Origin of the sequence: Flavobacterium jejuense (assembly GCF_006491595.2) — a bacterium.
GTDB lineage: Bacteria > Bacteroidota > Bacteroidia > Flavobacteriales > Flavobacteriaceae > Flavobacterium > Flavobacterium jejuense.
On the sequence record NZ_VEVQ02000006.1, the window covers coordinates 259,099 to 278,975 of the forward strand.

At 30.8% G+C, this 19,877-nt stretch carries 19 protein-coding genes; 15 read left to right on the forward strand and 4 right to left on the reverse strand.

Translation table 11 applies throughout. From position 1 onward, the window contains the following. The first annotated feature begins 196 nt into the window (after positions 1 to 196). From FIA58_RS11335 to FIA58_RS11350, 4 genes are all read left to right on the forward strand, one after another. On the forward strand, positions 197 to 724 hold the full coding sequence (locus FIA58_RS11335) for a DUF4833 domain-containing protein (protein ID WP_140962593.1): 528 nt from the start codon (positions 197 to 199) through the stop codon (positions 722 to 724). A gap of 241 nt (positions 725 to 965) precedes the next feature. Beyond that, positions 966 to 1,619, forward strand: a complete 654-nt coding sequence (locus FIA58_RS11340; protein ID WP_140962594.1) for a hypothetical protein — start codon at positions 966 to 968, stop codon at positions 1,617 to 1,619. A gap of 111 nt (positions 1,620 to 1,730) precedes the next feature. Next, positions 1,731 to 2,453 carry a hypothetical protein gene (locus FIA58_RS11345; protein ID WP_140962595.1) on the forward strand — a complete coding sequence of 241 codons (723 nt, stop codon included), beginning with the start codon at positions 1,731 to 1,733 and terminating at the stop codon, positions 2,451 to 2,453. Between the two features lie 101 nt (positions 2,454 to 2,554). Continuing rightward, complete coding sequence (locus tag FIA58_RS11350; RefSeq protein WP_140962596.1) at positions 2,555 to 3,085, forward strand: hypothetical protein; 531 nt, start codon at positions 2,555 to 2,557, stop codon at positions 3,083 to 3,085. A 277-nt stretch (positions 3,086 to 3,362) separates the two neighbouring features. Here the strand turns inward: FIA58_RS11350 and FIA58_RS11355 are convergent, their stop codons facing one another. After that, positions 3,363 to 3,860 carry a hypothetical protein gene (locus tag FIA58_RS11355; RefSeq protein WP_140962597.1) on the reverse strand — a complete coding sequence of 166 codons (498 nt, stop codon included), beginning with the start codon at positions 3,858 to 3,860 and terminating at the stop codon, positions 3,363 to 3,365. Between the two features lie 620 nt (positions 3,861 to 4,480). Between FIA58_RS11355 and FIA58_RS11360 the strand changes: the two genes are divergently transcribed. From FIA58_RS11360 to FIA58_RS11385, 6 genes are all read left to right on the forward strand, one after another. Continuing rightward, a complete protein-coding gene (locus FIA58_RS11360; protein ID WP_140962598.1) occupies positions 4,481 to 6,163 on the forward strand; it encodes an AIPR family protein in 1,683 nt (560 codons plus the stop codon). A gap of 133 nt (positions 6,164 to 6,296) precedes the next feature. Further along, a complete protein-coding gene (locus tag FIA58_RS11365; RefSeq protein ID WP_140962599.1) occupies positions 6,297 to 7,280 on the forward strand; it encodes a DUF4238 domain-containing protein in 984 nt (327 codons plus the stop codon). A 152-nt stretch (positions 7,281 to 7,432) separates the two neighbouring features. Next, on the forward strand, positions 7,433 to 7,771 hold the full coding sequence (locus FIA58_RS11370) for a hypothetical protein (RefSeq protein ID WP_140962600.1): 339 nt from the start codon (positions 7,433 to 7,435) through the stop codon (positions 7,769 to 7,771). Next, on the forward strand, positions 7,768 to 8,106 hold the full coding sequence (locus FIA58_RS11375) for a hypothetical protein (protein WP_140962601.1): 339 nt from the start codon (positions 7,768 to 7,770) through the stop codon (positions 8,104 to 8,106). The genes FIA58_RS11370 and FIA58_RS11375 overlap by 4 nt, the downstream gene beginning before the upstream one ends. A 72-nt stretch (positions 8,107 to 8,178) precedes the next feature. Next, complete coding sequence (locus FIA58_RS11380; RefSeq protein WP_140962602.1) at positions 8,179 to 8,754, forward strand: hypothetical protein; 576 nt, start codon at positions 8,179 to 8,181, stop codon at positions 8,752 to 8,754. A gap of 172 nt (positions 8,755 to 8,926) precedes the next feature. Then, the gene (locus FIA58_RS11385) at positions 8,927 to 9,454 is read left to right on the forward strand and encodes a GNAT family N-acetyltransferase (protein ID WP_140962603.1); all 528 of its coding nucleotides are present in this window, start codon (positions 8,927 to 8,929) and stop codon (positions 9,452 to 9,454) included. 745 nt (positions 9,455 to 10,199) lie between these two features. Here FIA58_RS11385 and FIA58_RS11390 read toward each other — a convergent pair. Next, a complete protein-coding gene (locus FIA58_RS11390; RefSeq protein ID WP_140962604.1) occupies positions 10,200 to 11,414 on the reverse strand; it encodes an IS256 family transposase in 1,215 nt (404 codons plus the stop codon). A gap of 238 nt (positions 11,415 to 11,652) precedes the next feature. Here FIA58_RS11390 and FIA58_RS11395 point away from each other — a divergent pair, with 238 nt between their 5' ends. The 5 genes from FIA58_RS11395 to FIA58_RS11415 all read left to right on the forward strand — a co-directional run bounded on the left by FIA58_RS11395 (position 11,653) and on the right by FIA58_RS11415 (position 17,990). After that, positions 11,653 to 12,966: a TolC family protein gene (locus tag FIA58_RS11395; protein ID WP_140962605.1), complete on the forward strand. Its 1,314-nt coding sequence runs from the start codon at positions 11,653 to 11,655 to the stop codon at positions 12,964 to 12,966. Positions 12,967 to 13,065: 99 nt separating this feature from the next. Then, positions 13,066 to 14,148, forward strand: a complete 1,083-nt coding sequence (locus tag FIA58_RS11400) for an efflux RND transporter periplasmic adaptor subunit (protein WP_140962606.1) — start codon at positions 13,066 to 13,068, stop codon at positions 14,146 to 14,148. Between the two features lie 100 nt (positions 14,149 to 14,248). After that, a complete protein-coding gene (locus tag FIA58_RS11405) occupies positions 14,249 to 17,479 on the forward strand; it encodes an efflux RND transporter permease subunit (RefSeq protein ID WP_140962607.1) in 3,231 nt (1,076 codons plus the stop codon). A gap of 5 nt (positions 17,480 to 17,484) precedes the next feature. After that, on the forward strand, positions 17,485 to 17,790 hold the full coding sequence (locus FIA58_RS11410) for a hypothetical protein (protein ID WP_140962608.1): 306 nt from the start codon (positions 17,485 to 17,487) through the stop codon (positions 17,788 to 17,790). Positions 17,791 to 17,801: 11 nt separating this feature from the next. Further along, positions 17,802 to 17,990, forward strand: coding sequence for a YgaP family membrane protein (locus FIA58_RS11415; protein WP_140962609.1), 189 nt, complete (start codon positions 17,802 to 17,804; stop codon positions 17,988 to 17,990). A gap of 108 nt (positions 17,991 to 18,098) precedes the next feature. On the opposite strand, the gene FIA58_RS11420 is transcribed toward FIA58_RS11415, so the two are convergent. Further along, positions 18,099 to 18,407 (reverse strand): YbjQ family protein, encoded by a 309-nt coding sequence (locus FIA58_RS11420; RefSeq protein WP_140962610.1) that lies wholly within the window; start codon positions 18,405 to 18,407, stop codon positions 18,099 to 18,101. Between the two features lie 296 nt (positions 18,408 to 18,703). Then, on the reverse strand, positions 18,704 to 19,606 hold the full coding sequence (locus FIA58_RS11425; RefSeq protein WP_140962611.1) for a FecR family protein: 903 nt from the start codon (positions 19,604 to 19,606) through the stop codon (positions 18,704 to 18,706). Positions 19,607 to 19,877 lie beyond the last annotated feature (271 nt).

Sequence of the window (19,877 nt, forward strand, 5' to 3'; positions counted from 1 at the left end):
AGTTTTGAAATAAGAGATTAAATTTGAGTAATAACAATAATTATTTTTTTAAATTAGTAAATGGAAATATTAATTGTATCTGAGCTTAGTCTTTATAATTATAGATATATTCTTGTCTTATTTTTAAAACATACTATTTTATAAAAAAGTATGTATATTTCAAAAGCAAAGCAAGCTTAAAAAAATAACAATCCTAATGAAAATTATCGTTACACTTTTTTGTACTTTTTTTTATATTTATAGTAGTTTTTCACAAAGTAATTACCCTGAACCTGAAAAAACAGCTACACGTTTGTTTTATATTCAACATAGCAATAATCACAATACCTATGTGTACGATGCTAATATAAAAGGAGGAATAATAGATTCGTCCCAACCTATTAAAGAGTATCAAATCGTTTATACAGAAAATGGTATAAAAAAGCCATTAACTAACACTCAAAAGAAACTAGCTTACGGAATGATTCTACAAGAAGCGCAACACAACCTTTTTAAATTTCGGCTTGCCGCTTCAGGTGAAATAGATTTTTACCTTAAGTATACAGCAAGTACTGGAGCAAAAATCTATGTTACAGTGAATAAACACAAAATGTATTTAGATAAAATGTTTGTAAAACTTAAAGAAGGCTTCTTGGGAATTAAAACTAATGCTGAATATGTGCTTTTTTATGGTAAAGATTTTTATACAGGTAAATCTATAATAGAGAAAGTTATCATGGATTAATTTTCTTGTAACATAAATCATAGATAGAATATTTTAAATAGCAACAGTTTAATTAGACTTAGTATTTAAAGAAATGCAACATTTCGATACTCTTAAATTTTTCTAAACGGCACACATCACTTTGAATGTCTTTATATAATGCGAACAGCATTTTTTTAAAAAATGTATCGAGAAGCTATTTAACACCTATTGCCACTTTACAAGTAAAAGTATAGCTTTGTGTTAAGTAATTAAAAACTAAATGGGATTAGATATCACACACTATAAAGCAACTTTAGAAAAAGCACAAGAACATCACTTATTCTATATTGGAGAAGATATTTATAGTGAAACAGGAGCAGAGATTAGAGAGAAATTTGATTCCTTTAATGTTGATTTTGATCACTTCAGTAAATACATACAAGAAATAGAAGTTCCAACAAAAGTAGAAAGTATCATAATCATTAAAGGAAGTGAAAATGAAAAAAAAGTGAAAGCACATTTTAAGTCAAATGATAGTAATTTTTTGATTCGTGAAAACGAAGAACAACTTGAAAGGGAATTAAAAGATTTTGAAAAAAAGAAAGGATATCAAAATTTGAAAAAGTGCTTTGACGATAGTCATAATGATTGGATTATTGTTAAATACTATACTACAGAAAAAAAAGAAGGATTTTATTTCAAAAGTGTAGGAGAGCAACGAATGAGTATGAATGATAAATTTTGGAATAAATTCTGCAATGAAAATACCAGTAATTTTGCACTTGAGGAAGACTTTAAGTTTGCGTTATCATGTGTAGATCATTATAGAGATTCAGACACTAAAGAAATAGTCAACCTACGAAAAGATGAATTTAAAAAAACATTTATAGATAATTTTGAACTTGGAGCTAGCTTTATGTCAGTTTCTTATTAAAAGAGAATTAATCAGGATAGAATTGTTGTTTTGTCAGTAATAGTTTAGATTTGTGAGAACGGATTAAAATGATAAATTATTTGATAAGTGGTTGAATTTAAATTGAATAAAATGAAAATACTAATAATCATAGGAATTGTTGCTTTTATATTTTTAGCTATTTGGATTGCCAAAAGAAATGGTGTTACAGCACAATATAAAAAAGACCTAAAGGAAATTTTAACCAAAAGAGATACTCCAATTGATTTTGGTTATAAAACAGTTTGGATAGCAGTTAAAACAAATGACAAAAAAAGGATAATAGAAATTTTAGATCTTAAAAACACCCAAGATGCCAATTGGAAAAGTGGTATTGAGACAGCGTATAATGATGGAATTTTCATCACTCCACAAATTGGAGAATGGACTTTAGTAGTAGGCATGCAATTAATGAGAAATGGAGGTAGTTTGAACGATTTAAACGAATTGGAAACAAAGTTAAACCAATTGAGCTCAGAATTTGGTGAAGCACAATCTTTTGGAACACACAGAGTAGTAGAGTATCATCATTGGATGAAATCGGTGAAGGGAAAAACAGTAAGAATTTATTCCTACTTAGGAGAAAAAGGGGAGAATATAAAAATATTTGGGGAACCAACAACTGCTGAAACAGGATTGAATTTATTCAATTCATTATCTAAAGAAGCAGCATCAGATAGTTATTGGGAACGAGAAGATTTAGATTATCCAGACGAAGAACTCGTTATGAAAATAGCCGAAGAATGGAGTGTAAATCCAACAAAACTTTCGCAATGGAATGATGTTAAAGACGAATTAGGAATTATTGGAAATTAGGAAAAATTTATTGTTTAAGTTTTTCTATAAAAACAATGAAACATTCTTGCTATCTTTATGAAAAGGAGTAAAAATAACTGTAATTAAATTAAGAAATAAAAATGATTGAATTTAAGTGCAATATTTTTGATTCCATATTCTCCAAAGGACTTAGAAACTTCATGCTAGTGTGGGTTCTTTATTTATCAAGTAGCTTTATAAATTATTCTGAATTCATTCCTTCACAAATAGGTGTTTTTGAGATTGTAATTATTTATCTTCTATTATTTGTAATCCAAATACTTCTAACCAATACTGATTTGATACTAGATGAAGAAGAAATAGTAATTCAATCGAGTCTTTTTAAAGGATTACGAAAAAGAAAATTCAAAATAGAACATATTTCGGAAATTATTTTTAAAGAGGAATGGACAGAATCTTCTAACAAAAGGAGTCGTTTTAAAACGGTATTAAGGTTTATATTAAATAATTTTATATTGATGTGGTTCATTCCATGGGAATATAAATGGATTCAGATTAAAACGAAAAACAATGAAAAGTTCAGGTACTATTTCTTTGGGACAAATTATGACTGTTACGATAATGATAAAGAAATTCTTTTTGAAGATTTGTTTTTAGAATTAAATAATTAGTCTTTACGGTAGGAACACTAAGTATTCATGATGCCTTACGTTCGTTCTCGATAAGGAACCTTTGTAGCTTCAAAAGACTACGATTACAACAATGCCATTCTACAAGAATTATTAGACAGTAAAAAAAGTAATTTCACTAATACCGATTATATTTTATAATAGCTTTAAAGTTTTATATAAAAAAAGAAGTTGTCCATTTTAGACAGCTTCTTTTTTTAACAAATCGATTAACTTAATAATTATGTCACGTTTTAATTCACTGTACATAAAATAAATCTTACAAAGTTTTATTTTTTTCTTCAGGTTTGTGAAATTCAGATTGGTACTTCTCTAAAAATTGCTTTTGTTTTTTTATCATTTCTTGAGCTACTTTGTCAATATCCATGTAGTCTTTGCCAAAGTCACTTTCAAAAAAATCATCAGTAAAGAAATGTTTACTAAAAAGAGAATCTTTAGAAAAAAGAGAATCAAATCCTTGATTTTTAAAATCTGAAAAATTTGTAAAGAATCGTGACTTAAAAGATTCTAGCAAACTATCTTTTTCTAAAGAAGAAAGATTATCTAAATTGCCAGCTGAAGACCAAGAATAAATACTGTCATATTTGATTAAGTTTCCTTCATCATCAAATTCTTTTTCTACTGTCCAGTTCCCCTTTGGTTGCCCAACTATCGCTTTTTCAGTTTCTTTTATTTTTTCTCCATTTTTTTCTTTGGATTGCCCATTACAACTTGTACTTAATAATGCAACCACTAAAATTAATACATACTTTTTCATGATTTAAATTTTTAATTAAACATTATTTTGAGTTTGAAAATTTTATTACTTTCTATACTATTCGCACAAATAAAATACCAAAACGAAGAAGCTAAAATCTTTAACATTATTTTAAAATGAAAAGAGTATTATACTGCCAGATTTTCACTTTTAGTTGTCATTTTTTCAGTATTTTTAATTGTAAGTTGTTTATTATGAGATGTTTTTTTTTAATAATACTTATTGCTTTTACAAAAAGAAATAAAACCGTACACCGTCACTTCGAGTGTTTTTTTATAAAGATGCTTCTCCGCTTGTAGAGAATATCGATAACATTCTTTTAAAAAACTTTTCTCTCTTACGTATTCCCGTAAAAAAGCGATTTACTTTCTTTTTATTTTTACCCAAATTAAAATGATTACAAACACACTTCTTACCCTAAAAACAACTTACGTACATATAAATACGTACAAAAAACACGAAAAATACGTATTTATACGTATTGTGTGATTGAATTGAATAGATTAGATTTGTATGTATAAAAAATGTAATTTATCATACATATCTACCTATTTTTGGATGGCTTTGTATGATTTTGTTATACATATAAACAAGTTAGCTACAACTTAAAACAACATACAATGACAGTAAAATATCCAGAAATACTTTCAGAAATAGATTTTTATAATATTGACGGTCGTACAGAAAGTGCTTCATTTTTAATGTGGTATCTAGAAAAATACTACCGACTTGACCGACAACTTGCCATTGATTCTGTTTGTGATAACAGTGGTGACAAAGGTGTGGATGGAATTTATATTAATGAGGGAATGAGCACAATAGATGTATTTCAAACCAAAATAGCTCAAAGTGAAAAAAAATCAATAGGTGATAGTACCTTAAAGGAGTTTTTAGGAACGCTTGACCAATTTAGTTCAAAGGAAAAGTTAGAAAATTTGGTGAAAACGGCAGGTAAAGCGCAAATTTCATCTTTGATACAAAGATTGGATTTAGTTGAAAAACTTGATGCCTATAAAATAAGGGGAGTTTTCGTAACAAATGTTGATTTATCAGCTGATGGAGAGGCTCTTCTCAATCAAATAGATTTTATTGAGTTCTATGGTAAAACAGTATTGGAGAGCCAATATATCAGTGACAAAAAAGAAATAAATGTTCAAGCAGAAGCTGAATTTGATATATCTGAAAATGAAACGACAACTTATTTTGCTGATGCAGATACGATAACTTACATAGCACCAATAAAGGCTATTGAACTTGTCCAACTTGAGGGAATAAGTGACCAATCCATATTTGATTACAATGTTAGAGGCGCATTAGGGAATACAAAAATTAATAAAGGAATAGTAAGAAGTATTAAAGACAAGGGATTACATAAACAATTTCCATTATTCCATAATGGAATTACTATTGTTGCTGAAGAGGTGGAAAAGGTTGAAGATGTACTAAAGATAAAAAGGTTTTATGTTGTAAACGGATGCCAAAGTTTAACCTCACTTCACAAAAATCAAGCTTACCTAACTGAGGATTTAAAAATTTTAACCAAAGTCATTAAGGTGCCTATAAATTCACCTCTTTCTTCTCAGATTACCGAGTATTCTAATAGTCAGAATGGAGTTAAACCAAGAGACTTCAAATCTTACAACCAAATTCAAATTAGACTTCAAAATGAAATTAGCGAAAAGTTTGGTACTGAATATTTTTATGAAATTAAAAGAGGCGAAATTGCACCGAATGGTTTAAAAGTAATTTCGAATGAAACAATGGGAGTGTTTCTTATGTCATTTGATATCGGTGAGCCCTGGAATACCCACAGAGTTTATCAAGTATTTGAGGATGCCTACAATAAACTTTTTGCCCGACCTGAAGTAAATGGTTCAAGACTAATTTTAATTCAAATAATTAACGAAGCACTTGTTGACAAAATTGAAGACTTAGAAAATAAGCTTATTGCAAGATATGCACTAACCAAATATGCATTAATGTATATTACTCGTGGAATCCTTGAAAATGATGTTGTAGGTCAAAAACTAATTCAAAACCCTGAAACTTATGTTTCAACAAAAGAATTGAGGTCTGCTCTGAAGGAGGCATTGTTGGTAATAATAGATGATATTATTATTGATTTAAATGCGGAAGTAGGAGATTTGGCAGAAGATTTTGATTATAAGTCTAACCTTAGAAATGATGAATGGGTAAAAAGGCTTTCAAGAAATATAGTCTCAAATTATTTGAAACAAATCAAGCGCAAGAGAATCCCTTCGTTTAGTGAAGAATTAGAAAAAGCTGTAGCTAACATTGTATAAAAGCAATAGCGGGTGAAGTGGTAAAATCAAGGTCTGTGCATTTAATAAACTTTAGTGATGGCGGACAGGTAATCGCCTTAAAATCCGCTACTGCTCTTATACTTGAACATTATGCACAATATTCTGATAAACTATGGCAACAGATTTGGTAAAAAGACAGCATTTTGTTCCTCGAACATACTTAAAACATTTTGGAGAACAAAAAGGAGATGAATTTTATATAGAAGTCTTACCCGCAAACGAAGCAGAAGTAAGTAAAATCTTTAATTCAAATATTAAAAATGTTGCATTAGAAAAACATCTTTACACTTTACCAGGTGAAACTAATGAACAAAAAATGGCTATAGAGAATTTTTATTCACAAGAACTTGAAGGCCATTATGATACAATTTATAACATTCTAACTGACCCAAATAAAATTGAAATAACAGCTGAAGAAAGAAGATTAATTATTTCTACTGTTATAACAATGTACTACCGAACTACAAAATGGGTTAACCTTAGTCGTGATTTAATGGGTAGAGTTTTTGAAAGAATGTTTCAACTTTGTGAACAAACAGGAACAGATTATTTTACATACGAAGGAGAAAAAATATCTATTGCGGGAAAAACTCTTAAAGAATTCACATCAGAATTTAACAAAGAACGACAACCTGGAATGATTATAATTCAGTTAGAAACAGCTTTAAATTTAATTGCTCTAAGATTAGAAAATGATTCAATTTGTGTTCATAAAATTGAAGAAGATAGATTAGAATTTATAACAAGTGATAATCCAGTAATTGCAAAAAATAATAACCCTGAAAGGTTTGCTCCTTTCGACTCAACAAACATTCTTGAATTACCTATAAACTCAAAACATAAATTAGTTTTGATGCCAGAATGCCCAGAAGAACTTCGAAATAGAATATTCAGAAGAACTTCAGTTGCTCCATTTTCAGAAATAGAAAAACTAACAACTAATTTCTCTCAAATGCAAAATTCAGAAAAATTTATTTTTGGATCTAAAAATGGTATTGAATCTTATTTATTAACTAAACAAGAATCCGAAAGACCAATTGAAGAAGGTGAAAATACAGCAGATATTTTTAGAAAATTAAAAGAATTAGGCCTATAAATACTGTGCATAACATCCGTTTGTAGCAATTGCTAGGCTCGGTGTGTGTTCGGAATTTTCTCCGAAAATTCCACGAGGAGTTTTGTACTTGTAATCTTTTGTTATAAATTTACGCAACTGCCACAAGCGGCAACACGTTGTGCTTAATTAGAATGAATCGAACCAAAAATATAGACGATACCTGTGAATTAATTAAAGAGTCACTAAATGACACTTTGAACAAAAAGGGTTATGAACTTATAAAACAAGAATATCATGAAGAGTCTTTTGGTTCTCGATTTTTTGTTTGGGTAAACAGAATTGAAAAGCATTGTTTTAGATTGATTTGGGACGGAAAAGATTCTTGGTTTGTACTTGAAGAATCACCATATGTCTATGACTCTGAAAAGGTTGCTTGGGCTGACGTAATAATCGTTCCATTCGATTCGAATGTTAAAAAATCGGAATATAAAATAGAATTGACTAAAAGTATTATAGAAGAAATTGAATGATTAAAATTGAAGGTTCATATATTCAGTATGCAGCGGGATACGACAAGGACGATATCACAAATTCAGACGTTGACAAAGCTTTAAATGACCTGACAAATATGGACGATGAACACGGTGGATTTTGGGTAGGTGTATATGGAGCTGATACTGATGAATTTGTTCTCGAGTTTCATAAAAGCTTGACAATGTTTGGAAACTTTGGAGAAGAAGAAAACTATAAAATCAACCTTGACAAATTAGAGTCAGCAAAAGACTATTTCAACCTGCTTTTGAATGGAGAGATTGACGAATTAAGAGAAAAATTAAAAATTGTTTTATATTTGAAAAGCCACTAAAGGAAGGCGCTTCTTTTAGCTGGCTTAACGTTGTGCGTCAGTTTTGTGGAATGCTGAAAAAAAATACTATTAATGAAATTAATTACAAATATATTTTTACTTTTTTTATTAATATCTTGTTCAAGTGAACAATTTACATTTGAACAATATGAAAATTATCCTGTAAAAGTTGCTAGAAAAACTGTTACTTATCCAAATAATACTTTTGAGTTTCTTCTGCCAATTAAATGGGAATGGAAAGTTGAAAATTATGATGAAGTTGATGAAATTAGTATTGGAATAGATGCGTTTTCAAAACCCAACGAAAAAAATTTTATTGATGCTATTTCAATACAAAAAGGAAAAGGGTTTTCTAATTCCAAAACTTTAGAAACCGAATATAAAATAATATTGGAAAAGCTAAGACAGAATTCAGGTTATAAACTAATTGAATCGGGCAAAACATTATTTAATGAAAATGATTCTTACTTTGTACATTATAGATCAAATTCTGGAAATTCTGGTGAAATCGAAATAATTTCCTTAATAACTAAAAGTAAAAATGATAATAGTTTTTACTATTTAAATGCATCTGCTTCAAGAACAAATGATTTAAAAAAGAACATGTCTATAATGGTTCAGTGTTTGAAAACCTTTAAAGAAAAGTAAAAACCGAACGCACAACCACCGTTTGTAGCAATTGCTAGGTTAGTGCTTTTTTGGAGTTTTCTTCGAAAATTCTATGAGTAGTTTTGTACTTGTAAAGTTTTGTTATAGATTTACGCAACTGTCACAAGCAGCCTAACGTTGTAGCCAATTAAACACAAACCGTACTGATTAAATGAAAATATTAGAAACAGAGAGATTAGAAATAAGGCGTTTACAAAGCGTAGATAAGGAACTCTTTGCTGAATTGTTCACTGACCCTAAAGTTTTAGAACTTATACCTCAAAAAGCATTTACGGAAAATCAAATTAAGGATAGATTTAATAAAAGTCTTAATTTGGAATTAAGTGATTTAAATGACCAAAAATGTGCTTTCGGAATATTTGAAAGAGGGAAAACTGAATTAATTGGACTTGCTCTTTTTTTAATAAATGAAGAGGACGAAAAAGAATTGGGATATCGCTTTAGAGAAAAATATTGGGGAAAAGGATACGGAACTGAAACAACAAAAGGAATGTTGGAATATTATTTCAAACAAATGAAAGTTGGAAAAGTAACCGCAGATGTCAATATTGCTAATGTTGGGTCAGTAAAAATCTTAGATAAATTTATGAAACCTGTGCGTGAATTTTTTAATGAAAGAGACAATTGTACAGATAGAAGATACGAATTGACAAAAAATAACTGGCTACAACACCGGTAGCTGTTGTACAACCTCTCCAAAAAGCTAAATTTTCTAAATAAATAAAAATATTGACCTCATTTAAAGTGATTTAAACGAGGTTTGTTTTTTGACTAAAGGACAATTTTACAAAAATTGATAGGCTTAAAAAAGCTATTTTTAACTCATAAAATTGTGTTTTTAGAAAAGTGTGTACTTTCCCTTGTTTTACCGATAAAACTTGAACAACTACTTTTGGCTTTTTAACCACAAACTTCATGTATTTCTTTAAATTATAGGTCATCGTTGCCATTAAAACATGTTTATTTGCTTGTTTAATTCCCCCTCGCTCTTCAAAATCTCCTGACTTCGAAGTGATTTTTACACTTTCTTAATTTGTTTACTGCTAACTTGATTCAGAGAACTAGTAATCAATTGCAAAGTGCTATGTATCAAATGCATAAACTAGTAATCCAGTTTTGCTTACTGCTAATCTAATTTGGTTTAATACTAATCGAGTTAAGTTTACTATGTATTAAATGCGGTTTAATGTGTATCGAGTTCTGTTTATTATGTATTAAGTGCTGCTTAATGTGTATTAAGTTATGTTTATGATGTTTTAAGTTCGGTTTAATGTGTATTGAGTTCTGTTTATTATGTATTAAGTGCGGCTTAATGTGAATCGAATTACGTTTATTATGTATTAAGTGCAGTTTAATGTGTATTAAGTTCTGTTTAAACGAAATCAAGAGACTGGACATAATTTTGTGTAAACTCACAAAATGTTTTAATGTTTAATTTTACACCTATTCCCAAAGATAACCAAAAATTGATTCATAATCAATCCCCATCCTAGTATAGGTCTTTTCCATCCTTCGTTAGAATTTTTTATAGCCAAATAGACTGATTTTTTTACGCTTTTTTCATCAGGGAATTGCACTTTAGTTTTGGTGTATTTTCTAATGTTTCTATTCAAATTTTCTATCGTATTGGTTGTATATATTATTTTTCTTAATTCTGGTGGATATTCTAAAAAGGGCATTATATTTTCCCAATTGTTTTCCCAACCATCTATAGCATACTTGTATTTTTGACCCCATTTGCTTTTAAGCGAGTTTAAAGCCTCAACAGCATTTTCTTGATTGATGCTAGTATAGATTTGTTTCATGTCATCACAGAACGTTTTACGGTCTTTACAAACTACAAATTTTAGACTATTTCGTATTTGATGTACAATACATAGTTGCGTTATCGTTTCAGGAAAAACACCTTTTATTGCTTTTGTAAATCCCTTTAAATTATCAGTACAAGCAATAATGATATCTTCAACACCTCTACATTTTAAGTCCGATAATACACTCATCCAAAAAGAAGCAGATTCAGTTTTGTTAAGCCACATGCCTAGAACTTCTTTTATTCCATCAGTTCTTAACCCAATAACTATGTGCATTGCGTTGTTGATGTATTTACCCTCAGTTCTAACTTTGAGATGTACAGCATCCATCCATACTACTAAATATTGAGGCTCTAGAATTCGTTTTGTCCAATCTTCTACATCGATTAAAATTTTATCAGAAATCGTAGAAATTGTACTTTCACTAACTGATATTCCATAAACCGATTTTACTTGTTCTACAATATCGCTACGGGTCATTCCTCGACTATACATACCTAAAATTGCATGTTCAATTTTTTGACTCATCGTCTCTCCTTTTGGGATAATTTGAGGGTCAAATTTGCCATTTTTATCTCTAGGAATATTTAAAACCATATCACCAAAAGTCTCTGATTTTATAGTTTTGGAGAAAGATCCATTACGGCTATTACCTGAATTATTCCCTTCTATTTTATGCTTTTCATACCCTAAATGAGCATCTAGTTCACCTTGTAGAAGTTGCTCAATTCCTTGCTTATATAAACTCTCAAAATAGGAATGAAAATCTTCTTTTGTAGTAAACTCTTTTGCGAAATCTTTTGGTAATTTGCCATCTTTAATTTCCATATCTTTTTTTTAGATTGTTAAATATACTCTTTCTTAAATCTTTTTCAGGTTCAAGTCTTAATTGATATCAATTAAGACTTGAACCTGAAACATTAAATGAGTTTACACAATCTAATGACTACTCCCTCTAATGAATCATTTATTCTGTAACCAAAGTTACACCGCTATGTAACATTGGTTACCAAAACCTCATTTTTGCCATTGTACTTTTGTTCTTGTAAATAAGAATAAAAAAACAATGAAGAAAATAAAAGGATTTTACTTACTTGCCATCGTACTACTCGCAACAGTAGCGCATAGCCAAGAAACGCTTCCCATATCCAAAGCGGAAGTCGTACAAAAAGCCACAGAAAAGAACCTGCAAATCAAAGTAGCAGAAGCTTCCTATCAATCTGCAAAAGCCGATTACCGTCAGTCCAATGCGATTTTTATGCCTAATGTAAATGTGTCTTATACAGGAATCGTTACCACAAATCCTTTAATGGCTTTTGGTTCCAAATTAAATCAGGAAATCTTAACACAAGCCGATTTTAATCCTGCCTTGTTAAACAACCCCGATAGAATACAAAATTTTGCCACAGTAATTGAAGTGAAACAGCCGCTGCTAAATATCGATGGTTTGTTAGGAAGGCAAGCGGCCAAAGCGAAAATGGATGCGTTCCAATTGCAAACGGAAAGAACCAAAGAATATTTGGTACTAGAAACTTCAAAAGCGTATATGCAATTGCAATTGGCTTACAAAGCGGTTACTGTTTTAGAAAAAGCAAACGAAACGGCACAAAGTAATTTGAAGATGGTAAACAACTACTTCAAAAATGGTATGCTACAAAAAACCGATTTACTAAACGTCCAAGTACGAGTAAACGAAATTGCAAACCAATTGCAATATGCCAAAAGTAATGTGCAAAATGCTTCCGATTATTTGGCTTTTCTGTTAAATGAAGAGACCAATGGAAAAACCTATCAACCTACAGAGGAATTGGCAAACGAAATTACTTTGGAAGCAATAAACACTAGCTTAAACTCTTCTAGAAAAGACATTCAAGCTATGGAAAAATCATCAGAAGCCTATAAAAAGATGTTCCAATCCTCTAAATATGGTTTTCTACCACGATTAAATGCTTTTGGAAATTACCAATTATACGATAGTAAATTTCTAAGTACAAATGCGAAAGGCTATTTAATAGGAGCGCAATTATCATGGGATATTTTCGATGGCTACAAAAACATTGGAAAAACCCAAAAAGCAAAAGCGGATTTCAACAAAGCCACCATTGAAACCGAACAATACAAAAAGCAAAGTCAGTTAGAAGTGAACAAAACCAACCGACAATTACAAGACGCGGAAAATAAAGTGAATTTATCTAAACTAGCTTTCGAACAAAGTCAGGAAGCCTTCAGAATTCGTCAAAACAGATTCGAACAAGGCCTAGAAAAAACTAGCGATTTACTAACTTCAGAAACCCAAGTAGCCCAAAAAGAATTAGAACACCTACAAGCCGTTTTTGAATACAATTTTACGAAAGAATATTTACAGTTTTTGGTTAAATAGAGTGATTAGTTAATAGTAAGAAAAAAACACAAAGAAGACAACAGAAAACCGATAACTGACAACCCACAACATACAACTCACAACATACAACAATATAAAATGAAAAAAATAACAACCCTAATTATAGCCATAACACTTACCCTAACCTCATGCGGTAGTGATAAAAAAGAAGCCGTAGACAACACACCAGCTATTCCAGTAAAGGTATCTGGAAAAAGTATAAACGACACCAATCCGTATGTATCAGCCAGTGGAAAAATAGAATCCGAAAACAGTGCTAATTTAAGTACCAGAATGATGGGTTATGTAACCAAAGTCAATGTGAAAGTAGGACAAAATGTAAAAGCAGGTCAGCAATTAGTTAGTATCAATAACACCGACTTACAAGCGAAAAAAGCACAAGTGGATGCTTCTATTACACAAGCAACAGCCGCTTTCAATAACGCAAAGAAAGATTATGAACGTTTTACCAACTTGTTTGCCCAACAAAGTGCTTCTCAAAAAGAATTAGATGATATGACTTCACGTTACGAAATGGCAAAAGCAGGTTTAGAAGCAGCCAAACAAATGCGTAACGAAGTAGTAGCACAGTTTAAGTATTCAAATATAACAGCACCATTCAGTGGAACGGTAACCAATACTTTCATAAAAGAAGGAGACATGGCCAATCCAGGAATGCCTTTAGTAAGCATAGAAGGTTCAGGAAAAATGCAAGTTACAGCTATGGTTTCTGAAAGTGATATTTCAGCGATTACTAATGGAATGCCTGTAACCATCAACATCAAATCCTTAAACAAGGAAGTAACAGGAAAAGTAATAGAAGTAAGCTTATCTGCCAAAAACACAGGCGGACAATACTTAGTGAAAATAAACTTAGACAAAACGGATAAAAGTATCTTATCAGGCATGTTTGTCAACGTACAATTTCCAATAGAAAAAACACAAACTGCAACAAATAGAAGAACGGTTTTAGTACCAGAAAGTGCTTTAGTAAGAAACGGTCAATTAACAGGAGTGTACACAGTTGGAAGTGGAAATGTAGCCATCTTACGTTGGTTACGAATAGGAAAAACCTACGGCAACCAAGTAGAAGTCCTTTCAGGATTAGCAGCAGACGAACAGTTCATCCTTTCAGCAGATGGAAAGTTGTACAACGGAGCTAAAATTAAATTAGTCAATTAGATGATGCGGCAATAAGACAATAAGAAAATGAGACAATTTGATAATTAACAGATCAACTCATTGACTAATTGGCACATTAACAAATTAACACATTAAACTCATGCAAGAAGGTATAGCAGGAAAAATAGCCAATTTTTTCATCAACTCGAAACTAACCATTTTATTAATGGTAGCGTTGATGATTATTGGATCGTATAGTTCGTTCTTAATTCCAAGAGAAGAAGAACCACAAATTAATGTTCCGATGGCCGACGTAATGGTGGGTTATCCAGGAGCAAGCCCTAAAGAAGTGGAAAGTAGAGTCATAAAACCACTAGAAAAAGTAATAGGGAATATCAAAGGAGTAGAGCACATTCACAGTATGGCTATGAACGGTCAAGCGATGATAGTAGTGCAATTTTATGTAGGAGAAAACAGTGAAGATTCCTATGTGAAATTATATGACGAATTGATGAAACATCAAGACATGTTCCCTCAAGGTGTTTATAAACCAGTGGTAAAAACCCGTTCGATCGATGATGTACCTATGTTAGGGTTAACGCTTTGGAGCGAAAAATACAGCGATTTTCAATTGCGTCAAATAGCAGAAGAAGTAACCTCAGAAATTGAAAAAGTAAAAGATGTTGCGATTACCAAAGAAATAGGTGGAAGAACACGTGAGTTGAAAGTCGTTTTAGACAAAGATAAAATGGCTGAAAACAAAGTAGACGCATTAAGTATCCTACAAATGATTCAAGCCAATAATGGAAGCGCACAATCGGGAAGTTTCGTTCAAAACGATACGGAATATTTAGTAACAACAGGCAAGTTTTTAACCACTTCTGAAGATGTAGAAAACTTAGTAATTGGTGTCAACCAAAACAGACCGGTTTATTTAAAACAAGTAGCCAATATTCAAGATGGACCACAAACACCAAAGAATTATGTATCTTTTGGATATGGCAAAGCCAATGAGAAATTTACAAATTACAAATCAGAATATCCAGCAGTAACGATTTCAGTTGCCAAAGTAAAAGGAGCAGATGCCATGCAAATTGCGGATAAAATTCTAACAAAAGTAGAAGGATTAAAAAAGAATTTAATTCCAACCGATGTTCACGTAGAAGTCTCTCGTAATTATGGAGAAACCGCTTCTCATAAAGTTGGGGAATTGTTAATGCACTTAGGTGTTGCCATTTTAGCCGTTACTGTTTTAGTAATGTTGGCTATGGGTTGGAGAGGTGGATTAGTAGTGTTCTTCTCTGTGCCGTTAACCTTCGCACTGACGTTATTCAGTTATTATTTATTGGGATACACCTTAAATAGAATTACGCTTTTTGCATTAGTATTCGTAGTAGGAATTGTAGTCGATGATAGTATTATTATTGCCGAAAACATGCACCGACATTTTAAGATGAAGCGACTCCCTTTCAAACAAGCGGCTATTTATGCGATTAATGAAGTAGGAAATCCAACCATCTTAGCAACCTTTACAGTTATTGCAGCAATTTTACCCATGGCTTTCGTATCTGGAATGATGGGACCTTATATGAGTCCGATGCCAATTGGGGCTTCTATTGCTATGTTATTGTCATTATTCGTTGCTTTAACTGTTACACCATATTTGGGCTACCACTTACTGCAGGAAAAAGATGAACAAGCTCACAAAGAAGAGAAAGGTTTAGAAACGTCATTAATCTATAGAATTTATAAGAAAATAGAGCAACCGTTATTAGATAGTTCGAAAAAACGAAACCTAATGTTTATCGTTACCATCGTTTTATTATTAGGTTCAGTAGCCATGTTCTTTACGAAATCGGTAGCAGTGAAAATGTTGCCTTTTGATAACAAAAACGAGTTCCAAGTAGTAATAGATATGCCAGAAGGAACTACTTTAGAAAGAACAGCAGCAGTAACGAAAGAAATTGCACAATATCTTTCAACAGTTCCAGAAGTAGTCGATTACCAAAACTATGTTGGAGCTTCTGCACCTATCACTTTCAACGGATTGGTTCGTCATTACGACATGAGAGGTGGAAGTAATATGGCAGATATTCAAGTAAATTTATTACACAAAGAAGACAGAAATTTGCAAAGTCATGATATAGCAAAAGTAGTGCGTCCAGAAATACAAAAGATTGCTAAAAAATATGGTGTCAATGTGAAAATTGTTGAGGTGCCACCAGGACCACCCGTTTTATCAACACTAGTTGCTGAGGTATATGGTCCTAATTATGAAGATCAAATTAAAGTAGCGCATCAAGTAAAAACGATTTTAGAAAATACTGCTGATGTTGTAGATGCTGATTGGATGGTGGAAGCTCCTCAAGTAGAATACAAATTAGAAGTAGATAGAGAAAAAGCGATGTTAAATGGCATTGCTCCGCAACAAGTAGTGGGTAATTTAACGTATTTGCTAAGAGAAATGCCAGTATCTAATTTGTATGATGAACGATCTAATGATCCAGTAGGAATCGTATTGTCGCTAGATGATGCTGATAAAACATCATTGCAAGACATTCAAAATTTGAAAATTAAAGGATCACAAGGTAATGTGGTTTCGGTAAGTGATTTGGTAAAAGTAAAAACAGATACTTTACAAAACACCATTTATCGTAAAGATCAAAAAAGAGTAGTGTATGTTTTAGCCGATATGGCAGGAGCATTGGAAAGTCCAGTGTATGCAATTTTAGGAATGAACGAGAAGTTGCAAAAAATGACATTACCAAAAGGCTACACAGTTAACGAATTGTACATCGATCAACCTTCAGATGAAAGTGATTTTACTGTAAAATGGGATGGAGAATGGCAAATTACTTTAGAAGTTTTTCGTGATTTAGGAACCGCTTTCTTAGTAGTGATTATTGTTATTTATATGTTGATTGTGGGTTGGTTCCAAAATTTCAAAACGCCATTAGTAATGATGGTTGCTATTCCACTTTCCTTAATTGGAATTGTATTTGGACACTGGCTTTTGAATGCGTTTTTTACAGCAACCTCTTTCATTGGAATGATAGCTTTAGCAGGAGTGATGGTCAGGAACTCGGTCTTATTAATTGACTTTATAGAAATCCGATTGAATGATGGTATTCCTTTAAAACAAGCCATTATTGAAGCAGGAGCTGTAAGAACAACTCCTATTTTGCTAACGACAGGAGCAGTAGTCATTGGAGCATCGATTATATTATTTGATCCTATTTTTCAAGGATTAGCCATTTCCTTAGTAGCTGGAGCCATAGTTTCTACCATTTTAACCTTACTTGTTGTGCCTTTGATTTATTACATAGTAGAGCGCAAGAAATGGGAGAAAGAAGAAGTGATAAAAGAAAGCAAAGAGGAAACTAATAATTAAGAATTATGAAATTAGTAATAATAACAGCGATTAAAGAGTTTGAAAAGGAAATCAAATTGCAATTAAAACAAGCAGAAGTGACTACTTTTTCTTATCGTGAAGTAATAGGATATCGAGATAATACTGAAGACGCTTTTGAATCCAATTGGTTCTCAAGTGAAATGAATAAATCGGAATCCCTTTTGTTTTATGCTTTTGTAAAAAAAGAAAATGTAGACAAGTTATTTGAATCGGTTAATACATTTAATGGAAAACAGCAAACCCTTTCTCGTATACATATAGCAGTTGTAAATATTGAAAAATCAAATTAAAAAATAATAAAATGATAAATAGAATAGTTAGAGCTATAGCAGGAACATTTATAATAATCAGTGTGTTATTAGCGATGTATGTCAACCAAAACTGGTTGTGGTTTACCCTTTTTGTGGGAGCCAATTTGTTACAATCTTCTTTTACAAAATGGTGCTTAATGGAAGATATACTTCGAAAAGGATTTAAAATAAAAGATTAATTTTAAGCAACAAAAACGCCTTTTAAGTTATTTTAAGGCGTTTTTTGTTGTTTTAATGGAGTAACTTATGTTATTTCAATGATTTTTTAAGTGAATTAGCAAGAATAATTAGTCTCTTTTTTTAATAATACTAACTGCAGTTCCTGTTATAGAAACACTAATCATACTACTTTCTGTTAGTTCAATATCAACTTTTATACCTACTATAGCATTTGCATTTAATTTTTCAGCATTCTCTTTTAGTTGTACGAAAGCTTGTTCTTTAATTTCTGAAATGCTTTCGCTAATTCCTGCATAATATTTTTGCATATTAAAAGTCATTTTCGTTTTTTGCATGTTTACAGCAGTTCCCGAAACAATGCCGTTGTATTCGGCTATTTTAAAACCCTCTATAGTATTGGTTGTTGTTAAAATCATTTAATAAGTATTAATAATTAGTATTTTGTTTTACATTTTTAGGATAGTATAAATATCCTTTTTTAACGGCAAGAATCATTCTTCAGCAAATATAGATAAAGCTTTAAATTGAGCAATTGTTTTTGCAGATGTTTTCTTGATGTAAATAAAAATAAAGATCCAAATCGTTTAATAGAATTAGTATTTAAAATGATATATTAAATGAAGCATTTGGAGTTAATTCAAGAAAGTAAGGTTTATTAACAACAGTGCTTGTCATGAGTTGTAGTTTTGAAAATAAGTATGCAAAAGATTGTTTAAATCTCATCCATTTTTTTTAATTCATATTGAAAATCAGAAATTTTTTCTGTTTGTAATTGGAAGGTTGTGGCTATGATCTGAAGTGCAATTTTTAAATTATTATTAGGTATTTTTCCTGAAAACAATTGGTTTCTAGTTTCTAAATTATGTTTTATAGAGATATTGTATTGACGTTCAATTTCTTCCACTATATTTTGTAATTGTTCTTGTTCGAATGACAATTCATTTTCTATCCAACTTGGCTTGGTTTCAGAAGTTTTTTTTTGAATTATAAGTTCGTCATTTTCAAAAGAGATCTTATCACCTTGCTTTAAAGTAATGGTTTTGTCATTATGATTCACTTTTACTTTACCTTTAAAACAAATAACATCAAAACGATTATTTCTTGCTTTTACATTAAATTGAGTTCCTAAAACCAATACTTTACCTAAAGTAGTATTTACTTCAAATTTTTCCCCTTTAGTAACTTTAAAATAAGCTTCACCATTTAGATATACTATTCTATTTTTTTTCCAATTCTTATCTTTATATTTAATTTCAGAATCAGAATTTAAGGTGATTTCTGATTTATCGGGTAGCATAAATACTGATTTGTCTCCTTTTTTGGTAAACTTTATAATACAATTGTTGTCTTGATAAAACATGAAGATACCTAATGAAATAAGAATTAATGCAACAATTCTAAAAAACCAATTTTGTGCTATTTGTATTACTTTAGAAGAATCATTTTTCCTAAATTTGATTTTATTAAGTAAATTGTCTTCATCAAAATTTATAGTCTTTAATTGAACAGAATGTTCTTTATCACTTTCGTATGTATATTGATCTTGATTCTTTTCAGAATCATTTGTCTCTTCATTATTAATCCATTTGGTAAGTATGTATTTTTGTTTTGTCATGGTTTTATTTTGATTACAAGTAAGTTAGGCTGTTTTGCGCGACTTGAAATCAGTTATCACTTTTCAATAGTTTTTACGTTGCAATATTAATTCTTTAGTAATTTTTTACTATTTTTTTATCTATTTTATATGTTAAAAAAGCATTTAGGTTTCATTAATTGCATTGATTGTCTTTAATTGCTTCTTTTTAAATTGTTTTTGTTCTAATTGATGTTTATGGTTTCATTATTTTGTTCTCAAATTTTTAAGATTCCTTTTTTATTGAAAGGCT

Coding starts and splice junctions, on each gene's coding strand:
- FIA58_RS11335 (WP_140962593.1), top strand. CDS start 197: ATGAAAATTATCGTTACACTTTTTTGTACTTTTTTTTATATTTATAGT.
- FIA58_RS11340 (WP_140962594.1), top strand. CDS start 966: ATGGGATTAGATATCACACACTATAAAGCAACTTTAGAAAAAGCACAA.
- FIA58_RS11345 (WP_140962595.1), top strand. CDS start 1,731: ATGAAAATACTAATAATCATAGGAATTGTTGCTTTTATATTTTTAGCT.
- FIA58_RS11350 (WP_140962596.1), top strand. CDS start 2,555: ATGATTGAATTTAAGTGCAATATTTTTGATTCCATATTCTCCAAAGGA.
- FIA58_RS11355 (WP_140962597.1), bottom strand. CDS start 3,860: ATGAAAAAGTATGTATTAATTTTAGTGGTTGCATTATTAAGTACAAGT.
- FIA58_RS11360 (WP_140962598.1), top strand. CDS start 4,481: ATGACAGTAAAATATCCAGAAATACTTTCAGAAATAGATTTTTATAAT.
- FIA58_RS11365 (WP_140962599.1), top strand. CDS start 6,297: ATGGCAACAGATTTGGTAAAAAGACAGCATTTTGTTCCTCGAACATAC.
- FIA58_RS11370 (WP_140962600.1), top strand. CDS start 7,433: ATGAATCGAACCAAAAATATAGACGATACCTGTGAATTAATTAAAGAG.
- FIA58_RS11375 (WP_140962601.1), top strand. CDS start 7,768: ATGATTAAAATTGAAGGTTCATATATTCAGTATGCAGCGGGATACGAC.
- FIA58_RS11380 (WP_140962602.1), top strand. CDS start 8,179: ATGAAATTAATTACAAATATATTTTTACTTTTTTTATTAATATCTTGT.
- FIA58_RS11385 (WP_140962603.1), top strand. CDS start 8,927: ATGAAAATATTAGAAACAGAGAGATTAGAAATAAGGCGTTTACAAAGC.
- FIA58_RS11390 (WP_140962604.1), bottom strand. CDS start 11,414: ATGGAAATTAAAGATGGCAAATTACCAAAAGATTTCGCAAAAGAGTTT.
- FIA58_RS11395 (WP_140962605.1), top strand. CDS start 11,653: ATGAAGAAAATAAAAGGATTTTACTTACTTGCCATCGTACTACTCGCA.
- FIA58_RS11400 (WP_140962606.1), top strand. CDS start 13,066: ATGAAAAAAATAACAACCCTAATTATAGCCATAACACTTACCCTAACC.
- FIA58_RS11405 (WP_140962607.1), top strand. CDS start 14,249: ATGCAAGAAGGTATAGCAGGAAAAATAGCCAATTTTTTCATCAACTCG.
- FIA58_RS11410 (WP_140962608.1), top strand. CDS start 17,485: ATGAAATTAGTAATAATAACAGCGATTAAAGAGTTTGAAAAGGAAATC.
- FIA58_RS11415 (WP_140962609.1), top strand. CDS start 17,802: ATGATAAATAGAATAGTTAGAGCTATAGCAGGAACATTTATAATAATC.
- FIA58_RS11420 (WP_140962610.1), bottom strand. CDS start 18,407: ATGATTTTAACAACAACCAATACTATAGAGGGTTTTAAAATAGCCGAA.
- FIA58_RS11425 (WP_140962611.1), bottom strand. CDS start 19,606: ATGACAAAACAAAAATACATACTTACCAAATGGATTAATAATGAAGAG.